This window comes from Pseudomonas sp. FSL R10-1339 (assembly GCF_009600545.1).
Classification (GTDB): Bacteria; Pseudomonadota; Gammaproteobacteria; order Pseudomonadales; family Pseudomonadaceae; genus Aquipseudomonas; species Aquipseudomonas bubulae.
In genome coordinates this window covers 1-18,812 of the sequence record NZ_WIVQ01000087.1, presented here as the reverse complement: position 1 = coordinate 18,812, position 18,812 = coordinate 1, and the positions used below count along the sequence as shown (strand labels likewise).

The window sequence follows — 18,812 nt, the reverse complement described above, 5'->3', positions numbered from 1 at the left end:
AGTGGGTCGACCGGCATGGATGCCGGGAGAGCCGCGATGGGCCATGGATGGCCCGTGGCGGCGGGCCCACGGAGCAGGACCGGAGCGAGGGAACCTGAGCGCAGCGAAGGCCGTACGCCGGGGCAAGCCTTTTTGGTTACTTTTTCGGCGTCTGGAAAAAGTGACTCGCTGTAAGAGCGAAACCAATATCCCAGTTAGACACGAATGCCGGATATGTACTCAACACACCAGTCAAACAAGATCAAACAGCCGTAAACCCTGAGAACCTGGTGTAACTGACACAACCCATTGCCTGATTTTGCGACGACTTCGCCCCGCGTCAGCGGCTACGGACATCCCTTCCGGTAACAACCCGCCGCATACACCTGCAACTGCGGATAAAACGCCCGAAAATCCTCGCTCAGAGGTTCATACAACGCCTTCAAGTCCTGCATCGCCCCGGCCAGTTCCTCGGGGCGCGACAAGCGTCGGGCTATACCATTGAACACCTGCTCCAGCACGGCAAAATCCCGATACGAACCCAACCAGTCATGGGCCGCCATGTGCGGCGCAATCGTGGCAAGCCGCCGTGGCAGCTGTTGTTCGGCCACCAGCACCCGGTAAAAATCCGAGGTAAAACGCTCCAGCGGCCCTTCGGCATACTGCCCCCAGTCCCGCGCCAGGCAATGGTCAAAAAACACGTCCAGCACAATGCCCGCATACCGCCGGCGAGTATGGGCAAATCGCGACAACGACTGATCAACCAGGGGGTGGTTGTCAGTAAAGACATCAATGCTGCGGTGCAGCGCTATACCGTGTTCAATGTCCGCGCTGTATTGGCCATGCAGCCGCCCTTTGACAAAATCGCCATAAAGACTGCCCAGCATTTCTTCCGGGCGCTGACCGCCAAGGTGCAGATGTGCGAGATAATTCATGGGCGCAGTTTAGCACTGCCACACCAATATCGTTATAACCCGATATATCGATTTGAGCTGATCTAAGATCGAAATCATATTTGTATATCGCGATATAACGATTTAAAGTTCGCCTCATCGCGATATAACGTTGTACCCAATGAGCACTGCAACCATGACGATCGACCTCGACGAAATAATAAAAGCCCTGGCACACCCAGTACGCCGAGAAATTCTCAACGCTCTGAAAAACCCTGATGCCTCGTTCCCTGACCAGGTCCACTCCACCGAACATGGTGTGTGTGCCGGGCAGTTTGATCAGCTCTGCGGCCTGTCGCAGTCCACGGTTTCTGCCCATCTCGCAACGCTGCAGCGAGCGGGCCTGATTACCAGCCAAAAACACGGTCAGTGGCACTTTTTCAAACGTAATGAGGAAACCATCAAGGTCTTCCTCGAAAAAATCAGCCAAGAGCTTTAAAAGGACTTCCATGCCCCTCTCGCTACTCATTCTGGCGCTCAGCGCTTTCGCCATCGGGACCACCGAGTTTGTGATCATGGGCTTGCTGCCTGATGTCGCAACCGACCTTGGTGTATCCATTCCCGGTGCCGGCTGGCTGGTAACCGGCTACGCGCTGGGTGTGGCCATCGGTGCGCCGTTTATGGCGCTGGCCACGGCCAGGTTGCCGCGCAAGGCCGCCCTGGTAGCGTTGATGGTGATATTCATCATCGGCAACCTGCTCTGTGCCCTGGCCAGTGATTACAACGTGCTGATGTTTGCCCGTGTTGTCACTGCGCTGTGCCACGGCGCGTTCTTCGGTATTGGTTCGGTCGTGGCCGCAGGCCTGGTACCTGCCAACAAGCGCGCGTCTGCCGTGGCCCTGATGTTTACCGGCCTGACCCTGGCCAACGTGCTCGGCGTTCCCCTGGGCACTGCTCTGGGCCAGGCAGCAGGATGGCGCTCGACGTTTTTTGCCGTCACCGTGATCGGTGTCGTGGCATTGATCGGCCTGATCCGCTTTCTGCCAGCCAAGCGTGACGAGGAAAAACTCGACATGCGTGCCGAACTGGCCGCGCTCAAAGGCGCAGGCATCTGGCTGTCGCTGAGCATGACTGCGCTGTTTTCCGCGTCGATGTTCACCCTGTTCACTTATGTCGCGCCCCTGCTCGGTGATGTCACCGGCGTTTCGCCAAGCGGCGTGACCTGGACTCTGCTGCTGATCGGCCTTGGCCTGACGGTGGGCAATATCATCGGTGGCAAGCTGGCGGACAAACGCCTGGCCGCAACGCTGATCGGTGTGTTTATCGCGATGGCGGTGATGTCCACCGTACTGACCTGGACCAGCGTCGCGGTGATCCCGACTGAAATCACCCTGTTTTTGTGGGCTGCGGCTTCATTCGCTGCCGTACCGGCGCTGCAAATCAATGTCGTGACCTTCGGCAAGGCTGCCCCGAACCTGGTTTCAACCCTGAATATCGGCGCATTCAACGTCGGCAATGCACTCGGCGCCTGGGTTGGCGGCAGTGTCATCGCCCACGGCTTCGGCCTCACCAGCGTTCCACTGGCCGCTGCCGCACTGGCAATACTGGCACTGCTGGTGACGCTGATCACTTTCCGCCAGGGCGGCAATTCCGAACTGGCTACTGCTACTAACTGATCCTTGAGAGGGCTGCATAAATGACGACGATTTTCGATCCGATCAAGTTGGGCGACCTCGAACTGCCCAACCGCATCATCATGGCTCCGCTGACCCGCTGCCGCGCCAGCGAAGGTCGGGTACCTAATGCCCTGATGGCTGAATACTACGTTCAACGCGCCTCTGCCGGCCTGATCCTGAGCGAGGCCACATCGGTCACGCCTATGGGCGTCGGCTACCCTGACACTCCGGGCATCTGGGCCGACGACCAGGTACGCGGCTGGACCAACATCACCCGGGCCGTCCACGCCGCCGGTGGCCGGATTGCGCTGCAGTTGTGGCATGTAGGCCGCATCTCGCATCCGATGTACCTGAACGGTGAAACGCCGGTTGCACCCAGCGCCATTGCGGCCAAGGGCCATGTTAGCCTGGTGCGCCCGAAGGTTGATTTCCCGACGCCTCGCGCGCTGGAAACTGCCGAGATCGCCGATATTGTCGAGGCCTACCGCACAGGCGCAGAAAACGCCAAGGCTGCCGGTTTTGATGGCGTCGAGATCCATGGTGCAAATGGCTACCTGCTCGACCAGTTCCTGCAAAGCAGCACCAACAAACGTACCGACCAGTACGGCGGCAGCATAGAGAACCGTGCGCGCCTGTTGCTGGAAGTTACCGACGCCGCCATTGAAGTCTGGGGTGCCGGCCGGGTTGGCGTGCATTTGTCGCCACGGGCCGACCTGCACGACATGGGCGATGAAAACCTGGCCGAAACCTTTGGTTATGTCGCCCGCGAACTGGGCAAGCGCGGTATTGCCTACATCTGTGCGCGCGAGCATGAAGCTGCCGACAGCCTGGGCCCGCAACTCAAGCAAGCCTTCGGTGGCCCGTACATCGTCAATGAGAGCTTCACCAAAGACAGTGCCAATGCCTGGCTGGCAGCAGGCAAGGCCGATGCCGTCGCATTCGGCGTGCCGTTTATCGCCAACCCTGATCTGCCCGCACGCTTGAAGGCCGATGCGCCGCTGAATGAGGCGCACCCGGAAACCTTCTACGTCAATGGCGCAGTGGGCTATATCGACTATCCAGTACTCTAAGTACTGAGCCTGGCACGGCCAGGTGACTGCACCACGCAAAACGCCCGAGACCAATGGCCTTGGGCGTTTTGCTATAACCGTTTAAACATCACCGCCCGGACCTTTTTTGCGGGCAAAAAAAAGGGGCGGTTTGACCCGCCCACATTTTTTCCCTAGTCCCTTTTGTTCCTTCTCATCATCCTGATGAATCGCTTCCCGCGATGTCCGTCTGCGTTCTTCCTTGAGCGCCGTATCGATCCGTCGATACAGTTCAAATACTAGAGTTTTATAGGATTGCTGCAAGCGCGGATGTTATGAGTATTTATTACACAAACTGCCCAACTAAAAATATAAATACATTATATTTCAATGACTTATGAGTTAAGCACTGTTACACAAAGGCGTTTGCCCTTTATTGCCAAGCCCTTGGCTTACGTAAAAAGTAAGTAAAGGCTTACAGCAAGCCACAGGCAATAACCTATCTCGTCCGTGACATTCCATTTCAAAGCCGATTAAATAAACAATTAGTTCAAGTTTGTATAACAACAAGGTCCATATTGTTGTCAAATTCGCACTACCGGGCATCACTCAAAACAAACACCCACAAAAAACCCCGATTAGTTCGGGGTTTTTTGTCAGCCGTTCGCGGATTACTGGAACAGCGACTCGCTCGACAGGCCGTTGCGTTCAAGAATTTCTCGCAAGCGCTTGAGCCCTTCAACCTGGATCTGGCGCACACGCTCACGGGTCAGGCCAATTTCCAGCCCTACATCCTCAAGAGTGCTGCTCTCATGGCCACGCAGCCCGAAACGGCGAATCACCACTTCACGCTGCTTGTCTGTGAGCTCGGACAACCACTGATCGATACTTTGCGACAAGTCATCGTCCTGAAGCAGCTCACAAGGGTCTGTGGGCCTGTCATCCGTCAGGGTATCAAGCAGGGTTTTGTCAGAGTCCGGCCCCAAAGACACGTCTACCGAAGACACGCGTTCATTAAGCCCAAGCATGCGCTTGACCTCGGCGACCGGTTTTTCGAGCAGATTGGCGATTTCTTCAGGAGAGGGTTCGTGATCGAGCTTTTGCGTGAGTTCGCGCGCGGCTCGCAGGTAGACGTTCAGCTCTTTTACAACGTGGATCGGCAAACGGATGGTGCGGGTCTGGTTCATGATCGCCCGTTCAATCGTTTGGCGGATCCACCAGGTGGCGTAGGTCGAGAAGCGAAACCCTCGTTCGGGATCGAATTTCTCGACAGCCCGGATCAGGCCCAGGTTGCCTTCTTCGATCAGGTCAAGCAATGACAAACCACGGTTGACGTAACGTCGGGCAATTTTCACCACCAGCCGCAGGTTGCTTTCTATCATTCGCTTGCGCCCGGCCGGGTCGCCGCTTTGCGACAAACGCGCAAAATGGACTTCTTCTGCCGGAGAGAGTAACGGGGAAAAGCCGATTTCATTGAGGTACAACTGGGTCGCATCAAGGGCCCGCGTGTAGTCAATGTACTTGTGCTGTTTTGTAGCAGCTGCTTTTTTGGACTTGGTTCTAGCTGTAGGGGGCGAATCGTCTTCTTCTGACATCAAGTCGCTATCGATGCTGGAGTCCATAAGGAGCACCTCATCGTCGATGTCAAACCCCGGCGCTTCTTTGTTGAGAGCCATTGCAATAGTCCTTTGTTGAGTTCGACCTCAAGCTCAAGCCTCGCCTTAATCCCTGGCAACGCTGGAGCCTGTTCCTTATCCACATCAGGAACAGGCTGGTAACCGATCAACGGCGAGGAAGGAATTGCAATGGATCTACAGGTTTACCTTGGCGGCGAATCTCAAAGTGAAGTTTCACCCGGTCCGTACCAGTTGACCCCATTTCGGCAATTGTCTGTCCGACCTTGACCTGCTGCCCCTCCCGAACCAAAAGCCTGCGGTTGTGACCGTAGGCACTGACGTAGGTATCACTGTGTTTGATGATGATCAGTTCGCCGTAGCCCCTCAATCCACTGCCAGCGTATACAACCGAACCATCAGACGCAGCTAAAACAGGCTGTCCCAAATCGCCGGCGATATCAATACCTTTATTCAAACTACCGTTTGAAGAGAATTTTCCGATCAAAATGCCATTTGAGGGCCATCCCCACCCCTTGGGAGCAGGGCCTGCCGGCATCGGGGCAACCGCTGCGGGGGCACTTGCAGCCGTGGCGGAACGCTTGATAACCGTGGTTTTGCTGCCCGAAGAGGATGACACAACGGTGGTGCTCGAGCCGCCTGCAGGCTGGGTGCCTGAGCGCCCGTCAAAGCGGATGACCTGGCCCGGGACGATGGTGAACGGGGCGGCAATATTGTTGCGTGCAGCCAGGGCCTTCCAGTCCCACCCATAACGAAAGGCAATCGAGAACAAAGTGTCGCCGCGACGCACCGCGTATTGCCCGGTGGTCACGGCCGGGCGCTGGGCCACGCCGTTACGGTCAACGACATTCACGCCATTTTTGGGGGTGCTGGAGCACGCTGCCAACAAAGCCAGTGTGGTACTCAGAAATAGACCGACCACCAGTCTCTGAAAGCTTTTGCTGCTCTTACGCTGCGCAATGACTGTGAGACTCACCCGCCGCTCCCTTTGAAGATGGCTAAATAGTAAAACGCCAGTACTGGCCATGGTTTGCAGCAAGTATAACTGGCTATAGGGCTTTTACAGACTGTAAAGCCGATTGATAAACACAGCGTATAAAACATACACACATACCGGGCAGAGCCCGGGTGATGGGCTTTATGACCCGTACCCTGCCCCAAAATTCACCCGATACGTACAAAGACTCAGGCCAGCGGCCCGTTGAGCAGCGGCACAAAGCGTACATTACCGATCACCCGCCGGGCGAAACCGTGCTCTTCGCGCACGATCAACATCAACTGCTGCATCTCGCCGGCACCCACCGGGATCACCAGGCGCCCGCCAGGGGCCAGTTGGTCGAGCAGTGCCTGCGGCACATCAGTGGCTACAGCGGTGACGATAATGCCGTTGTAAGGCGCCAGCGCAGGCCAGCCCTCCCACCCATCGCCCCAGCGGAACACCACATTGCGCAGGTTGAGCTCAAGCAATCGCTCCTTGGCCCGGTCCTGCAGCACCTTGATGCGCTCGACCGAAAAAATCCGCTCGACCAGCTGCGACAGCACGGCGGTCTGGTACCCCGAACCGGTGCCGATCTCCATGACCTTGTCCAGCGGCCCGTCCTCAAGCAACAGCTCGCTCATGCGCGCCACCATGTAAGGCTGGGAGATGGTCTGGTTATTGCCGATCGGCAGCGCCGTATCTTCGTACGCCCTGTGCGCCAGGGCTTCATCCACAAACAGATGACGTGGCGTGCGGCGAATGACCTCGAGCACGTTCTGGTTAACGATGCCCTCTTCACGCAGGCGCTGAATCAGCCGCTCACGGGTGCGCTCAGAGGTCATGCCAATGCCGCGGTGCATCATGCCATCCTGCTCGCGCGCCATCAGCCCATGCCCTCCAGCCAGTCATTGAGGCTGTTGAAACCATCACCAAAGGTGCGATCCAGTTGCAGCGGCGTGATCGATACATAACCCTGCATCACGGCATGGAAGTCCGTGCCCGGGCCACCGTCTTCGACATCGCCTGCCGCAGCAATCCAGTAACCTGCCTTGCCGCGCGGATCAACCACCCGTACCGGTGCAGCAGCACGGGCACGATGGCCGAGACGGGTGAGTTGAATGCCACGAATCTTCGCCAACGGCAGGTTGGGAATGTTCACATTGAGGACCGTACGCGGCGGCAAGTTCAGCGATGCGTGGGCTTCAAGCAGCTTGCGGGCAAAAAACGCCGCCGTCGGCAGGTTGTCCACCTGGCGGGAGACCAACGAAAAGGCAAAAGAAGGACGATCCAGGAAGCGGCCCTCGAGTGCCGCCGCCACAGTGCCCGAGTACAACACGTCATCACCCAGGTTGGCACCCAGGTTGATGCCCGACACCACCATGTCCGGCTGCTGCTCGAGCAAGCCGTGAATAGCCAGATGCACGCAATCGGTAGGTGTACCGTTGATGCTGATAAAGCCATTGGCCAGGGTATGAGGATGCAGGGGACGGTCCAGCGTCAGCGAACTGCTGGCGCCACTTTTGTCCTGCTCGGGGGCAACTACCACGCACTCGGCGTAGTCGGCCAGCGCACCATAAAGCGCGGCCAGGCCCGGAGCTGTTACCCCGTCATCGTTTGAAATCAGAATACGCATAAGGTGTCCGCTTGATCCAACGTCACCAGATCAACAAGCTCGCGCACCAGAACAGTGGCGAAGCATCCTGGCGGCAGAACAAATTCCAGTTGCAGAATGTCAGGCTGAGGATAATGCCACGTCAACCGGCCAATGGGCAGTCGCAGGATGCGTCGCTCATGGCTCATGCCGGCGCGTACCAGCCAGTCACGCAAGTCGGCTTCACGCTCTGCAATTGACTGCTCCAGCGCGTGGGTGGCGCCAGTGGTCGGTGATTCGCCCTCGCCCCACTGCGGGCCGGTGGGGTGCAGATCGAGAATGGCCAGGCGCGGGTCGCTGCATTCAGCCTCGCCCGCCGGGAAAAAGCTGCGGCTGTCGGTAAAAGCCAGTAAATCGCCAACCTGCGCCCGTTGCCAGCTGCCATCGGCCACCCGTGCGGCCAGCACCTGATTGAACAGATAGCTGCGCGCGGTGGACAGCAGCCGCGAACGAACGTTGCGCTGCTCAGGCAAGGCCTTGCGCGCCGCATAATCACGGGCTTCGCCCAGATTGCCGCCCTGCCAGCCAAAGCGCTGGCTACCGAAATAGTTCGGTACACCCTGCTTGGCGATCAGTTGCAGGCGTTGCTCCAGCGCGTCCTTGTCAGCGTTCAGTTGCGTCAGGCGCAAGGTGAAACCATTGGCCGCATGGGCTCCACGCTGCAATTTGCGCTTGTGTCGCGAGGTCTTGAGAATCTTCAGCGTGTCGTTTTCGGCGCCCGACAGATCAGGGTCTGCCTTGCCCGGCAGTTGCACGCTGAACCACTGGCGGGTCAATGCCTGGCGGTCCTTGAGGCCTGCATAGCTGACGGTGCGCAGTGGCACGCCTGCAGCCTTGGCAAGGCGCCGGGCCGCCTCCTCGGTATTCAGGCCGCGCTTCTCGACCCACAACCACAGGTGCTCACCATCTCCGGACAGCGGTATATCAAGCACTTCGTCGACTTGAAAATCTTCAGCCGTGGCCTTGAGCACAGCCGTGCCCAATGCCTCGCCATAAGCGAGCGGGCCCAGCAGATCGAACTCGTTCATGAGCGAACCAACAAGGCAATGGAATGCACTGCGATGCCTTCTTCACGCCCAACGAAGCCGAGCTTCTCGGTGGTCGTGGCCTTTACGTTTACCTGGTCCAAATCAACCTCTAGATCCGCGGCAATCAGCGCACGCATCGTTTCAATATGCGGCGCCATTTTTGGCGCCTGGGCAATGATGGTGTTGTCGACATTGCCGACTTTCCAGCCCTTGGCATGGATCAGACCGACGACATGACGCAACAGAACGCGACTGTCAGCGCCCTTGAAGGTCGGATCGGTGTCCGGGAAATGCTTGCCGATATCGCCAAGCGCTGCAGCGCCCAGCAAGGCGTCGCTCAGGGCGTGCAAAAGCACATCGCCATCAGAGTGGGCCAACAGCCCGAATTTATGGGAGATCCGCACGCCGCCCAACGTAATGAAATCGCCTTCAGCGAAACAGTGCACATCATAGCCGTGGCCAATACGCATAAAAAAACGCCCCGATTAAGTCAGGGCGTGATTCTACCTACTATTAAGCACTTAGTGCGCTTGCGTGGTGACGCAAGTGGTCGTCAATAAAGCTGGCGATGAAGAAATAGCTATGGTCGTAGCCCGGTTGCAAACGCAAGGTCAGCGGGTAATCGGCTAGCCTGGCGGCCTGTTGCAGCACTTCAGGCTTGAGCTGAACAGCCAGGAAGTCATCGCGATCTCCCTGATCGACCAGCAACGGCAGCCTTTCACTGGCCTCGCCAATCAGCACACTGGCATCCCACTCACGCCAGCGCGCCCGCTCTTCTCCCAGGTAATGGGAGAATGCCTTTTGCCCCCACGGGCAATCCATCGGATTGCTGATGGGCGCAAACGCCGACACCGACTGGTAACGCCCCGGATTACGCAACGCGCAAACCAACGCCCCGTGCCCACCCATCGAATGTCCGCTGATGCCACGCTTTTGCGAAGCCGGGAAATGCGCTTCGACCAGAGCCGGCAATTCCTGCACCACATAATCGTGCATCTGATAGTGCTGGGCCCACGGCTGCTGAGTGGCATTCAGATAGAACCCTGCACCCAGGCCGAAATCCCACGCCCCCTGCGGGTCATCGGGCACGCCTTCGCCACGGGGGCTGGTGTCCGGTGCGACGATGATAAGGCCCAATTCGGCAGCCATCTTCATGGCCCCGGCCTTGTGCATGAAGTTTTCGTCGGTACAGGTCAAACCCGACAGCCAATACACTACAGGCAGCTTTGCGCCCTGCTCCGCCTGCGGCGGCAAGTACACGGCAAACACCATGTCGCAGCCCAGCACTTCGGACCGGTGCTTGTAACGCTTGTGCCAACCGCCAAAGCTCTTCTGGCAGGAAATGTTCTCAAGAGACATGGGCAACTCCAGACCACAAGACAAACACCCCCCTGTGGGAGCAAGCCCGCTCCCACAGGTGTTTTATGGCGTTCGACTTGCCGCAGTTATTTAGAAATGGATGACAGTGCGGATGCTTTTGCCTTCATGCATCAGGTCAAAAGCCTTATTGATATCTTCCAGGCCCATGGTGTGGGTGATGAAAGTATCCAGCGGGATCTCGCCGCTTTGTGCCATATCTACATAGCTTGGCAATTCGCTGCGGCCGCGCACGCCACCAAATGCCGAACCGCGCCAGACGCGACCGGTCACCAGCTGGAACGGACGGGTGGAAATTTCCTGCCCCGCACCTGCCACGCCAATAATCACCGACTCGCCCCATCCCTTGTGGCAGCACTCCAGTGCCGCACGCATCAACTGCACATTGCCGATGCACTCAAAGGAAAAATCGACACCGCCATCGGTCATGTCGACTATCACTTCCTGAATCGGGCGATCGAAGTCTTTCGGGTTCACGCAATCAGTAGCACCCAGCTGTCGGGCGATTTCAAACTTGGCCGGGTTGATATCAATGGCTATGATCCGCGCCGCCTTCGCTTTCACCGCACCGATTACCGCAGACAGGCCAATACCGCCCAGACCGAAGATGGCCACGGTGTCGCCCGGCTTGACCTTGGCCGTGTTCAGCACCGCGCCGATCCCGGTCGTCACGCCGCAACCCAGCAGACACACTTTCTCCAGAGGAGCGTCCTTCTGAATTTTTGCGACCGAAATCTCAGGGAGCACGGTGTATTCGGAAAAGGTCGAAGTGCCCATGTAGTAGAAAATCGGCTGACCTTTGTAGGAGAAGCGCGTAGTGCCATCAGGCATCAAGCCCTTGCCCTGGGTGGCACGAATGGCCTGACACAGGTTGGTCTTGCCCGACAGGCAGAATTTGCACTTGCCACATTCAGGGGTGTACAGAGGGATGACATGATCGCCGACCGCAACCGAGGTCACGCCTTCGCCGATGGCTTCAACGATGGCACCGCCTTCATGGCCCAGGATCGACGGGAAGATGCCTTCCGGGTCTGCGCCCGACAAGGTGTAGGCATCGGTATGGCAAACACCCGAGGCCACAACCCGCAGCAGCACTTCGCCTGCCTTGGGCATGGCAACGTCTACTTCCACGATTTCCAGCGGCTTTTTGGCTTCGAACGCAACGGCGGCACGTGACTTGATCATCGATCGTCTCCAGCAAAGTAAAAACAAGACGCAGAGTGTAAATAAGCGCCAGGTGATTAATAATCCAGGCAAAAGCAAAACATTATTGCCATGCAGGGATAATCAACCATGAATGAGAACCGCTGGGAAGGTATAGACGAATTTGTCGCTGTGGCCGAATGTGGCCAATTCACAGCGGCGGCCGAACGTCTTGGCGTCTCTTCATCCCATATCAGCCGCCAGGTAGCGCGACTTGAAGAGCGGTTGCAGACCCGCCTGTTTTATCGCAGTACCCGCAAGGTGACGCTGACCGAAGCCGGGCAGACTTTTTTGCAGCATTGCCAGCGCCTGCAAGACGGACGTGAAGAAGCACTGCGTGCCATCGGTGATCTGGCCAGCGAGCCCAAGGGCATGTTGCGCATGACCTGTGCCGTGGCCTATGGCGAACGCTTTATCGTGCCGCTGGTTACGCGCTTTATGGGGCTGTACCCGCAATTGCGGGTGGACATCGAACTGAGCAACCGGCCATTGGACCTGGTGCATGAAAGCCTGGATCTGGCGATCCGCCTGGGGCGCTTGCAGGACTCAAGACTGGTAGCCACTCGCCTGGCTCCCAGGCGCATGTATATGTGCGCCTCGCCCTCCTATCTGGAACGTTACGGGCGCCCCCATAGCCTGTCGGAATTGAGCCGGCACAATTGTCTGATTGGCAGTTCAGATCTATGGCAATTGCAGCAGGACGGCCGCGAATTTTCGCAACGGGTGCAAGGGAACTGGCGATGCAACAGTGGGCAGGCTGTACTGGATGCTGCGTTACAGGGTGTAGGGATTTGTCAGTTGCCGGACTATTACGTGCTGGAGCACTTGAAGACCGGGACGCTGGTGTCGTTGCTCGACACCCACCAGCCACCCAACACCGCCGTCTGGGCGCTGTACCCGCAACAGCGGCACTTGTCGCCCAAGGTCAGAAAGCTGGTTGATTACTTGAAGGAGGGGTTGGCCAGGCGGGAGGAATATCAGGAGAGGGAGCAGTAGTTTTTAACAGTGGGAGCGGGCTTGCTTGCGATGCAGACGACTCGGTCTGTCAGGCAAACTCAGTTGATACCATCGCGAGCAAGCCCGCTCCCACAAGAACCTCAGCAGGTTCTGATCAGCGCTTGGCCCAACGCAAACGCAACCACTCAAGGTCTTCGGGGCGGGTGACCTTGATGTTGTCCGAACGCCCTTCGATCAAACGCGGCGCCAGACCTGCCCACTCCATCGCTGAAGATTCATCGGTGATGGTTGCATCGGCCACCAGACTGTCAGCCAAAGCACGATGCAACGCCCCCAAGCGGAACATCTGCGGCGTATAGGCCTGCCAGATCAAGCTGCGATCCACGGTTTCAACCGCACGCCCCTGCTTGTCCACCCGTTTGAGCGTGTCCCGCGCTGGAACGGCTAACAAACCACCTACAGGGTCGTCAGCCAATTCACTCAGCAGCTTGTTAAGGTCTTCCCGAGACAGGTTGGGCCTCGCGGCATCATGCACCAACACCCAATCATCATCTGCCGCGCCCTGCGCATGCAGGTGCAACAACGCGTTGAGTACCGAGTCGGCGCGCTCACGCCCGCCGTCTACCCGTACAACCCGAGGGTCGGCAGCACAAGGCAAGGACGGCCAGAAAGGATCATCAAAAGCGACACTGACCACCAGCCCCTTGAGGCCGGGATGGTCGAGAAAACAGCTGATGCTGTGTTCCAGAATACTGCGTCCACCCAACTGCAAATATTGCTTGGGACGGTCCGCGGCCATACGGGCACCAACACCCGCGGCAGGAATCACGGCCCAGAAGGCCGGTGACAAATGACTCATTGGGCCAACTGATAGAGGGTTTCACCCTCTTTGATCATGCCCAACTCATGGCGAGCACGTTCTTCAACGGTCTCCATGCCTTTTTTCAGCTCCAGCACCTCCGCATCCAGCACGCGGTTGCGCTCAAGCAGGATTTCGTTTTCAGCACGCTGATCGGCTATTTGCTGGGTCAGGTCAGTAACCTGCGCCAAACTGCCATTACCCACCCACAGGCGATACTGCAGGCCTGCCAGCAGCAAGAGCAAGATTAGAAACAACCAATTGGGACTGCGCATCGAATATCAGGTATCCAGTGAAAAGACAGCCATGCCGACAAACGTAAACAACGAATAATACAAAGCCTGGACGAACCAGGCTTGTATACAGAAGCATCAGATTAGTGTCAAAAGACCCGACTTGGCGAGCTTTCCGACACTACCTGCTGACTTTTTACCATTAAGTACTCAGCCGCGAAACTCGCCACGGCCGTTGTACTTGGCTTTTGCACCCAGTTGCTCTTCGATACGCAGCAATTGGTTGTACTTGGAAACGCGATCGGAACGGCACAGCGAGCCGGTCTTGATCTGGCCAGCGGCGGTACCCACGGCCAGGTCGGCAATGGTGGAATCTTCGGTTTCGCCGGAGCGGTGCGAGATCACAGCCGTGTAACCTGCAGCCTTGGCCATCTGGATGGCTTCCAGGGTTTCGGTCAGGGTGCCGATCTGGTTGAACTTGATCAGGATCGAGTTGGCGATGCTCTTGTCGATGCCTTCTTTCAGGATCTTGGTGTTGGTCACGAACAGGTCGTCGCCTACCAGCTGTACTTTCTCACCGATTTTGTCGGTCAGAATTTTCCAGCCATCCCAGTCAGACTCGTCCAGGCCGTCTTCGATGGAGATGATCGGGTAACGCTGGGTCAGACCCTTGAGGTATTCAGCAAAACCTTCGGAGCTGAACACCTGACCTTCGCCCGACAGGTTGTACTTGCCGTCTTCGTAGAATTCGCTGGCCGCGCAGTCCAGCGCCAGGGTCACGTCGGTGCCCAGGGTGTAACCGGCATTGGCGATGGCTTCGGAAATGACTTTCAGAGCATCTTCGTTGGACGCCAGGTTCGGTGCGAAACCACCTTCGTCGCCCACTGCGGTGTTCAGGCCACGGGCCTTGAGCACTGCTTTGAGGTGATGGAAGATTTCGGTGCCCATGCGCAGCGCGTCAGAAAAGGTTTTGGCGCCAACCGGCTGAACCATGAACTCTTGAATGTCGACGTTGTTATCGGCGTGCTCGCCACCGTTGATGATGTTCATCATCGGAACCGGCATCGAGTAAACACCCGGAGTGCCGTTCAGGTTGGCGATGTGTGCGTACAGCGGCAGATCCTGGTCCTGGGCAGCAGCTTTGGCAGCAGCCAAAGACACGGCCAGGATGGCGTTGGCGCCCAGGGAGCCTTTGTTCTCAGTACCGTCCAGCGCGATCATCGCGTGGTCCAGCGCCTTTTGGTCAACCGGGTCTTTACCCAGCAGCAAATCACGAATCGGGCCGTTGATGTTGGCAACGGCTTTCAGCACGCCTTTGCCCAGGTAACGGCTTTTGTCGCCATCACGCAGTTCCAGCGCTTCACGGGAACCGGTGGAAGCACCGGACGGCGCGCAAGCGCTGCCGATGATGCCGTTGTCGAGAAGCACGTCCGCTTCCACAGTGGGATTGCCACGGGAGTCGAGAACTTCACGACCTTTGATGTCGACGATCTTTGCCATTGTTGTAAATACTCCAAAGTTGACGAAAACGACGCAGCTGAGGGAAATATTGTTATCGGCGGCAAGGGTCAAATAGCGGGCAGCCTTGCGGGCGATAAGGCTCGGGCCCTGAGGCCCGAGAAATCGTGCGGTACTTTACCGGAGAAACGAGGGTTACGCGGTTTCTATTGTCGGAAAACTTTTAACCAACTCATCCAGCGACTTCAGCTGAGCCAGGAATGGCTCCAGCTTGTCCAGGCGCAAGGCACAAGGGCCGTCGCACTTGGCGTTGTCAGGATCCGGGTGTGCTTCCAGGAACAGACCGGCCAGGCTCTGGCTGATACCAGCCTTGGCCAGGTCGGTTACCTGGGCACGACGACCACCGGCAGAGTCCGAGCGACCGCCAGGCATTTGCAGCGCATGGGTCACGTCGAAAAACACCGGGTATTCGAACTGCTTCATGATGCCGAGGCCCAGCATGTCGACAACAAGGTTGTTGTAGCCAAAGCTGGAGCCACGTTCGCAGAGGATCAACTGATCATTGCCCGCTTCTTCGCATTTGCTCAGGATGTGTTTCATTTCCTGAGGCGCAAGGAACTGGGCTTTTTTGATGTTGATCACGGCGCCGGTCTTGGCCATGGCCACGACCAGGTCAGTTTGACGCGACAGGAAAGCCGGCAACTGGATGATGTCGCAGACCTCGGCGACCACGGCCGCTTGCGCAGGCTCGTGGACGTCGGTAATCAGCGGCACACCGAAGGCGGCCTTGATGTCCTGAAAAATCCGCATGCCTTCTTCGAGGCCTGGGCCACGGTAAGAGCTGACAGATGAACGATTGGCCTTGTCGAAACTGGCCTTGAACACGTAAGGAATACCAAGCTTTTCGGTGACCCGTACGTACTCTTCGCACACCTGCATGGCCATATCACGGCTTTCCAGCACGTTCATGCCACCGAACAAGACCATTGGCTTGTCGTTGGCAATTTCGATATTGCCTACACGGATAATCTTTTGCGCCATTCTGATTACGCCTTCTTCTCGTGTTGCGCCAGTGCAGCTTTGACGAAACCGGTGAACAATGGATGGCCATCACGTGGCGTGGAGGTGAACTCCGGGTGGAACTGGCAAGCGACAAACCAAGGATGATCCGGAGCTTCAACCACTTCTACCAACGCGCCGTCACCGGAACGACCGGTCACTTTCAGGCCTGCTTCGGTCAGTTGCGGCAGCAGGTTATTGTTCACTTCATAGCGATGACGATGACGTTCAACAATCACGTCCTTGGCATAGCAATCGTGAACCAGGGAACCGGCTTGCAGCTGGCAATCCTGCGCGCCCAGACGCATGGTGCCGCCCAGGTCGGAAGTTTCGGTACGGGTTTCGACTGCACCGGTGGCGTCTTCCCACTCGGTGATCAGACCGACAACCGGATGGCCGCTGCTGCGATCGAATTCGGTGGAGTTGGCGTCTTTCCAGCCCAGCACATTACGTGCGAACTCGATAACCGCTACTTGCATGCCCAGGCAGATACCCAGGTATGGCACCTTGTTCTCGCGTGCATATTGAACGGCAGTGATCTTGCCTTCGACGCCGCGCAGACCGAAGCCGCCCGGAACCAGAATGGCATCACAGCCTTCAAGCAGCTCGGTGCCTTTGTTTTCGATGTCTTCGGAGTCGATATAGCGCAGGTTGACCTTGGTACGGTTGGAAATACCGGCGTGGCTCATCGCTTCGATCAGCGATTTGTACGCGTCCAGCAGTTCCATGTACTTGCCGACCATCGCGATGGTGACTTCGTGCTCCGGGTTCAGCTTGGCGTCGACGACCTTGTCCCACTCGGACAGGTCGGCGCTGTTGCATTCCAGGCCAAAGCGCTCAACGACGAAATCATCCAGGCCCTGAGCGTGCAGCATGCCCGGGATCTTGTAGATGGTGTCGGCGTCTTCCAGCGAAATGACAGCACGTTCCTCAACGTTGGTGAACAGCGCGATCTTGCGACGCGAAGACACATCAACGTGGTGATCGGAGCGGCAGATCAGTACGTCTGGCTGCAGGCCGATGGAACGCAGCTCTTTAACCGAGTGCTGTGTAGGTTTGGTTTTCGTTTCGCCAGCGGTGGCAATGTACGGAACCAGAGTCAGGTGCATCAGCATGGCGCGCTTGGCGCCCACTTCGATGCGCAGCTGACGGATAGCTTCGAGGAACGGTTGCGACTCAATGTCACCCACAGTGCCGCCAATCTCAACCATCGCTACGTCGGCATCGCCGGCGCCCTTGATGATCCGACGTTTGATTTCGTCGGTGATGTGCGGAATTACCTGAATGGTTGCACCCAGGTAATCACCACGGCGCTCCTTGCGCAGGACGTGTTCGTAAACGCGGCCCGTGGTGAAGTTGTTGTTCTGGGTCATGGTCGTGCGGATAAACCGCTCGTAATGGCCCAAGTCCAGGTCGGTTTCGGCGCCGTCGTGCGTGACGAACACTTCACCGTGCTGGAACGGGCTCATGGTGCCCGGATCAACGTTGATGTAGGGGTCCAGCTTCAGCATGGTGACCTTAAGTCCCCGCGCCTCCAGGATGGCTGCCAATGAAGCCGAGGCAATGCCTTTCCCCAATGAAGAAACAACACCGCCCGTGACGAAGATGTAGCGCGTCATGAAAAACCCTAGAAGTCTGCGTTAAAGCGGTCAGAGCCGCCGGGGAAAGCGAAGGAAGGCCGAAGCCCCCAATCACCAGCATTAGTCACAGTGCACCTTTCGAAAAACTGCTGCGTTGAAACAGACCGATGGAAACCACCGGTTCGATGCAAGCCACACATTTTTTTAAAATCGCCCAGCAAAGACTGCTTGGTAATCGGCAACATCTGCAATTCTGGTGAATCCACAGAAGTTGTATCAAGAAGGGAGCGTAGTCTACCGGAAACCCCCTTTCAGCTCAAACCTTGATCGCTCGAAGTTGGCAGCCACTGCAATTTCCAGTGCCCACAGGGGCTGGAGTCCAGTCCAGGGAGGTTTGCCACGGCCAATAACTGCTCATTGCGGTACAGAAGCGGCAATCTGCCACGGGCAAACAACGGAACACCTCGCTCGTTGAGCAGCCGCTTGAGATCACGATGACCGCGCTGTGCCTGCGCCATCACTTCGCCCCCTAGACGATAGCTCACTTGCAAAGGGCCATCCGGGATATCCCCGACAAAATGCACACGACCATTACCCGGCAGCGCCAGGGCCTGATCAGGACAGGGCCACAACACGGGGGCGATCGGTTGGTGCAACCATTCGCCGGCCAGCCACCAAATACGCCCACCGGCACGATGCAACTCGCCGTCTGCGAGCTTCCACACCGGCTGCGCATCGATGCGGGCATCCCGCAGGGCATCCCACCCCGCCCAATGGTCGGTGTCCGGCAATGACGTGAAGGCTGACAGCCAGTGACGCAAGGCATTGCGCTGACGGGCAGGTGACAGGCTGGCGATGGCGGTCAGTTCCAGGGAGGGCAAGCCAAGCCAGGCAAACTCGCTGGTAGAGCCCGCAGCGTGCAAATCCTGCTGGGCCAGTTCATCCAGCAAACCCTGCGCCTCGGCACAGTGCGCTGCGCTGCGGGCTATGCTGGCAGCCGCCTGGGGCCAGCGCCGAGCGAGGATCGGAAGGACTTCATGGCGCAGGAAATTGCGGGAAAAATCTGTCTGGGTGTTAGACGGGTCCTCAATCCAGCTCAGACCCTGTGTTCGGGCATATGACTCAAGCTGGGCGCGGGACACGTCCAGCAAAGGCCGGCACAGGTGTCCTGCGCCCAGCTTGAGTCATATGCCCGAACACAGGGTCTGAGCTGGATTG

18 protein-coding genes and 1 pseudogene are annotated in these 18,812 nt (G+C 57.6%); 4 read left to right on the top strand and 15 right to left on the bottom strand.

Annotation, left to right across the window (positions count from 1 at the left end; translation table 11 throughout):
- Nucleotides 1-326 precede the first annotated feature (326 nt).
- Nucleotides 327-914 carry an ACP phosphodiesterase gene (locus GHO03_RS19460; protein ID WP_095001334.1) on the bottom strand — a complete coding sequence of 196 codons (588 nt, stop codon included), beginning with the start codon at nucleotides 912-914 and terminating at the stop codon, nucleotides 327-329.
- A 154-nt stretch (nucleotides 915-1,068) separates the two neighbouring features.
- Here GHO03_RS19460 and GHO03_RS19455 point away from each other — a divergent pair, with 154 nt between their 5' ends.
- The 3 genes from GHO03_RS19455 to GHO03_RS19445 are packed head-to-tail and all read left to right on the top strand — an operon-like array spanning nucleotide 1,069 to nucleotide 3,618.
- Entirely contained in the window at nucleotides 1,069-1,371 is a 303-nt protein-coding gene (locus GHO03_RS19455; RefSeq protein WP_095001333.1) for a helix-turn-helix transcriptional regulator, read from the top strand.
- Between the two features lie 10 nt (nucleotides 1,372-1,381).
- Nucleotides 1,382-2,548 carry an MFS transporter gene (locus GHO03_RS19450; protein WP_095001332.1) on the top strand — a complete coding sequence of 389 codons (1,167 nt, stop codon included), beginning with the start codon at nucleotides 1,382-1,384 and terminating at the stop codon, nucleotides 2,546-2,548.
- 20 nt (nucleotides 2,549-2,568) lie between these two features.
- Nucleotides 2,569-3,618 carry an alkene reductase gene (locus GHO03_RS19445; protein ID WP_095001331.1) on the top strand — a complete coding sequence of 350 codons (1,050 nt, stop codon included), beginning with the start codon at nucleotides 2,569-2,571 and terminating at the stop codon, nucleotides 3,616-3,618.
- Nucleotides 3,619-4,247: 629 nt separating this feature from the next.
- Here the strand turns inward: GHO03_RS19445 and rpoS are convergent.
- From rpoS to GHO03_RS19405, 8 genes are all read right to left on the bottom strand, one after another.
- Nucleotides 4,248-5,252 (bottom strand): RNA polymerase sigma factor RpoS, encoded by a 1,005-nt coding sequence (gene rpoS, locus GHO03_RS19440; RefSeq protein ID WP_095001330.1) that lies wholly within the window; start codon nucleotides 5,250-5,252, stop codon nucleotides 4,248-4,250.
- Between the two features lie 106 nt (nucleotides 5,253-5,358).
- Nucleotides 5,359-6,186, bottom strand: a complete 828-nt coding sequence (locus GHO03_RS19435; protein ID WP_095020572.1) for a peptidoglycan DD-metalloendopeptidase family protein — start codon at nucleotides 6,184-6,186, stop codon at nucleotides 5,359-5,361.
- A gap of 209 nt (nucleotides 6,187-6,395) precedes the next feature.
- Complete coding sequence (locus GHO03_RS19430) at nucleotides 6,396-7,031, bottom strand: protein-L-isoaspartate(D-aspartate) O-methyltransferase (protein WP_169916772.1); 636 nt, start codon at nucleotides 7,029-7,031, stop codon at nucleotides 6,396-6,398.
- Between the two features lie 41 nt (nucleotides 7,032-7,072).
- Nucleotides 7,073-7,822, bottom strand: coding sequence for a 5'/3'-nucleotidase SurE (gene surE / locus GHO03_RS19425; RefSeq protein WP_095001327.1), 750 nt, complete (start codon nucleotides 7,820-7,822; stop codon nucleotides 7,073-7,075).
- Nucleotides 7,810-8,868 (bottom strand): tRNA pseudouridine(13) synthase TruD, encoded by a 1,059-nt coding sequence (gene truD, locus GHO03_RS19420; RefSeq protein ID WP_095001326.1) that lies wholly within the window; start codon nucleotides 8,866-8,868, stop codon nucleotides 7,810-7,812. The genes surE and truD overlap by 13 nt, the downstream gene beginning before the upstream one ends.
- Nucleotides 8,865-9,338, bottom strand: a complete 474-nt coding sequence (gene ispF, locus GHO03_RS19415) for a 2-C-methyl-D-erythritol 2,4-cyclodiphosphate synthase (protein ID WP_095001325.1) — start codon at nucleotides 9,336-9,338, stop codon at nucleotides 8,865-8,867. Before ispF ends, truD begins: the two co-directional genes overlap by 4 nt.
- A 43-nt stretch (nucleotides 9,339-9,381) precedes the next feature.
- Nucleotides 9,382-10,233 carry an S-formylglutathione hydrolase gene (fghA, locus tag GHO03_RS19410; protein WP_170943723.1) on the bottom strand — a complete coding sequence of 284 codons (852 nt, stop codon included), beginning with the start codon at nucleotides 10,231-10,233 and terminating at the stop codon, nucleotides 9,382-9,384.
- 84 nt (nucleotides 10,234-10,317) lie between these two features.
- Nucleotides 10,318-11,430 carry an S-(hydroxymethyl)glutathione dehydrogenase/class III alcohol dehydrogenase gene (locus GHO03_RS19405; RefSeq protein ID WP_153400376.1) on the bottom strand — a complete coding sequence of 371 codons (1,113 nt, stop codon included), beginning with the start codon at nucleotides 11,428-11,430 and terminating at the stop codon, nucleotides 10,318-10,320.
- 108 nt (nucleotides 11,431-11,538) lie between these two features.
- Here GHO03_RS19405 and GHO03_RS19400 point away from each other — a divergent pair, with 108 nt between their 5' ends.
- A complete protein-coding gene (locus GHO03_RS19400; protein WP_095001323.1) occupies nucleotides 11,539-12,444 on the top strand; it encodes a LysR substrate-binding domain-containing protein in 906 nt (301 codons plus the stop codon).
- A gap of 115 nt (nucleotides 12,445-12,559) precedes the next feature.
- On the opposite strand, the gene ispD is transcribed toward GHO03_RS19400, so the two are convergent.
- From ispD to tilS, 6 genes and pseudogenes are all read right to left on the bottom strand, one after another.
- The gene (gene ispD, locus GHO03_RS19395) at nucleotides 12,560-13,264 is read right to left on the bottom strand and encodes a 2-C-methyl-D-erythritol 4-phosphate cytidylyltransferase (protein WP_095001322.1); all 705 of its coding nucleotides are present in this window, start codon (nucleotides 13,262-13,264) and stop codon (nucleotides 12,560-12,562) included.
- On the bottom strand, nucleotides 13,261-13,539 hold the full coding sequence (ftsB, locus tag GHO03_RS19390) for a cell division protein FtsB (RefSeq protein WP_016782000.1): 279 nt from the start codon (nucleotides 13,537-13,539) through the stop codon (nucleotides 13,261-13,263). The genes ispD and ftsB overlap by 4 nt, the downstream gene beginning before the upstream one ends.
- 168 nt (nucleotides 13,540-13,707) lie before the next feature.
- The gene (gene eno / locus GHO03_RS19385) at nucleotides 13,708-14,997 is read right to left on the bottom strand and encodes a phosphopyruvate hydratase (RefSeq protein WP_095001321.1); all 1,290 of its coding nucleotides are present in this window, start codon (nucleotides 14,995-14,997) and stop codon (nucleotides 13,708-13,710) included.
- A gap of 153 nt (nucleotides 14,998-15,150) precedes the next feature.
- On the bottom strand, nucleotides 15,151-15,996 hold the full coding sequence (gene kdsA, locus GHO03_RS19380; RefSeq protein WP_153400375.1) for a 3-deoxy-8-phosphooctulonate synthase: 846 nt from the start codon (nucleotides 15,994-15,996) through the stop codon (nucleotides 15,151-15,153).
- Between the two features lie 5 nt (nucleotides 15,997-16,001).
- On the bottom strand, nucleotides 16,002-17,633 hold the full coding sequence (locus GHO03_RS19375; RefSeq protein WP_029611550.1) for a CTP synthase: 1,632 nt from the start codon (nucleotides 17,631-17,633) through the stop codon (nucleotides 16,002-16,004).
- A gap of 272 nt (nucleotides 17,634-17,905) precedes the next feature.
- Nucleotides 17,906-18,775, bottom strand: a pseudogene (tilS, locus tag GHO03_RS19370) (tRNA lysidine(34) synthetase TilS); the annotation flags it as partial.
- Nucleotides 18,776-18,812 lie beyond the last annotated feature (37 nt).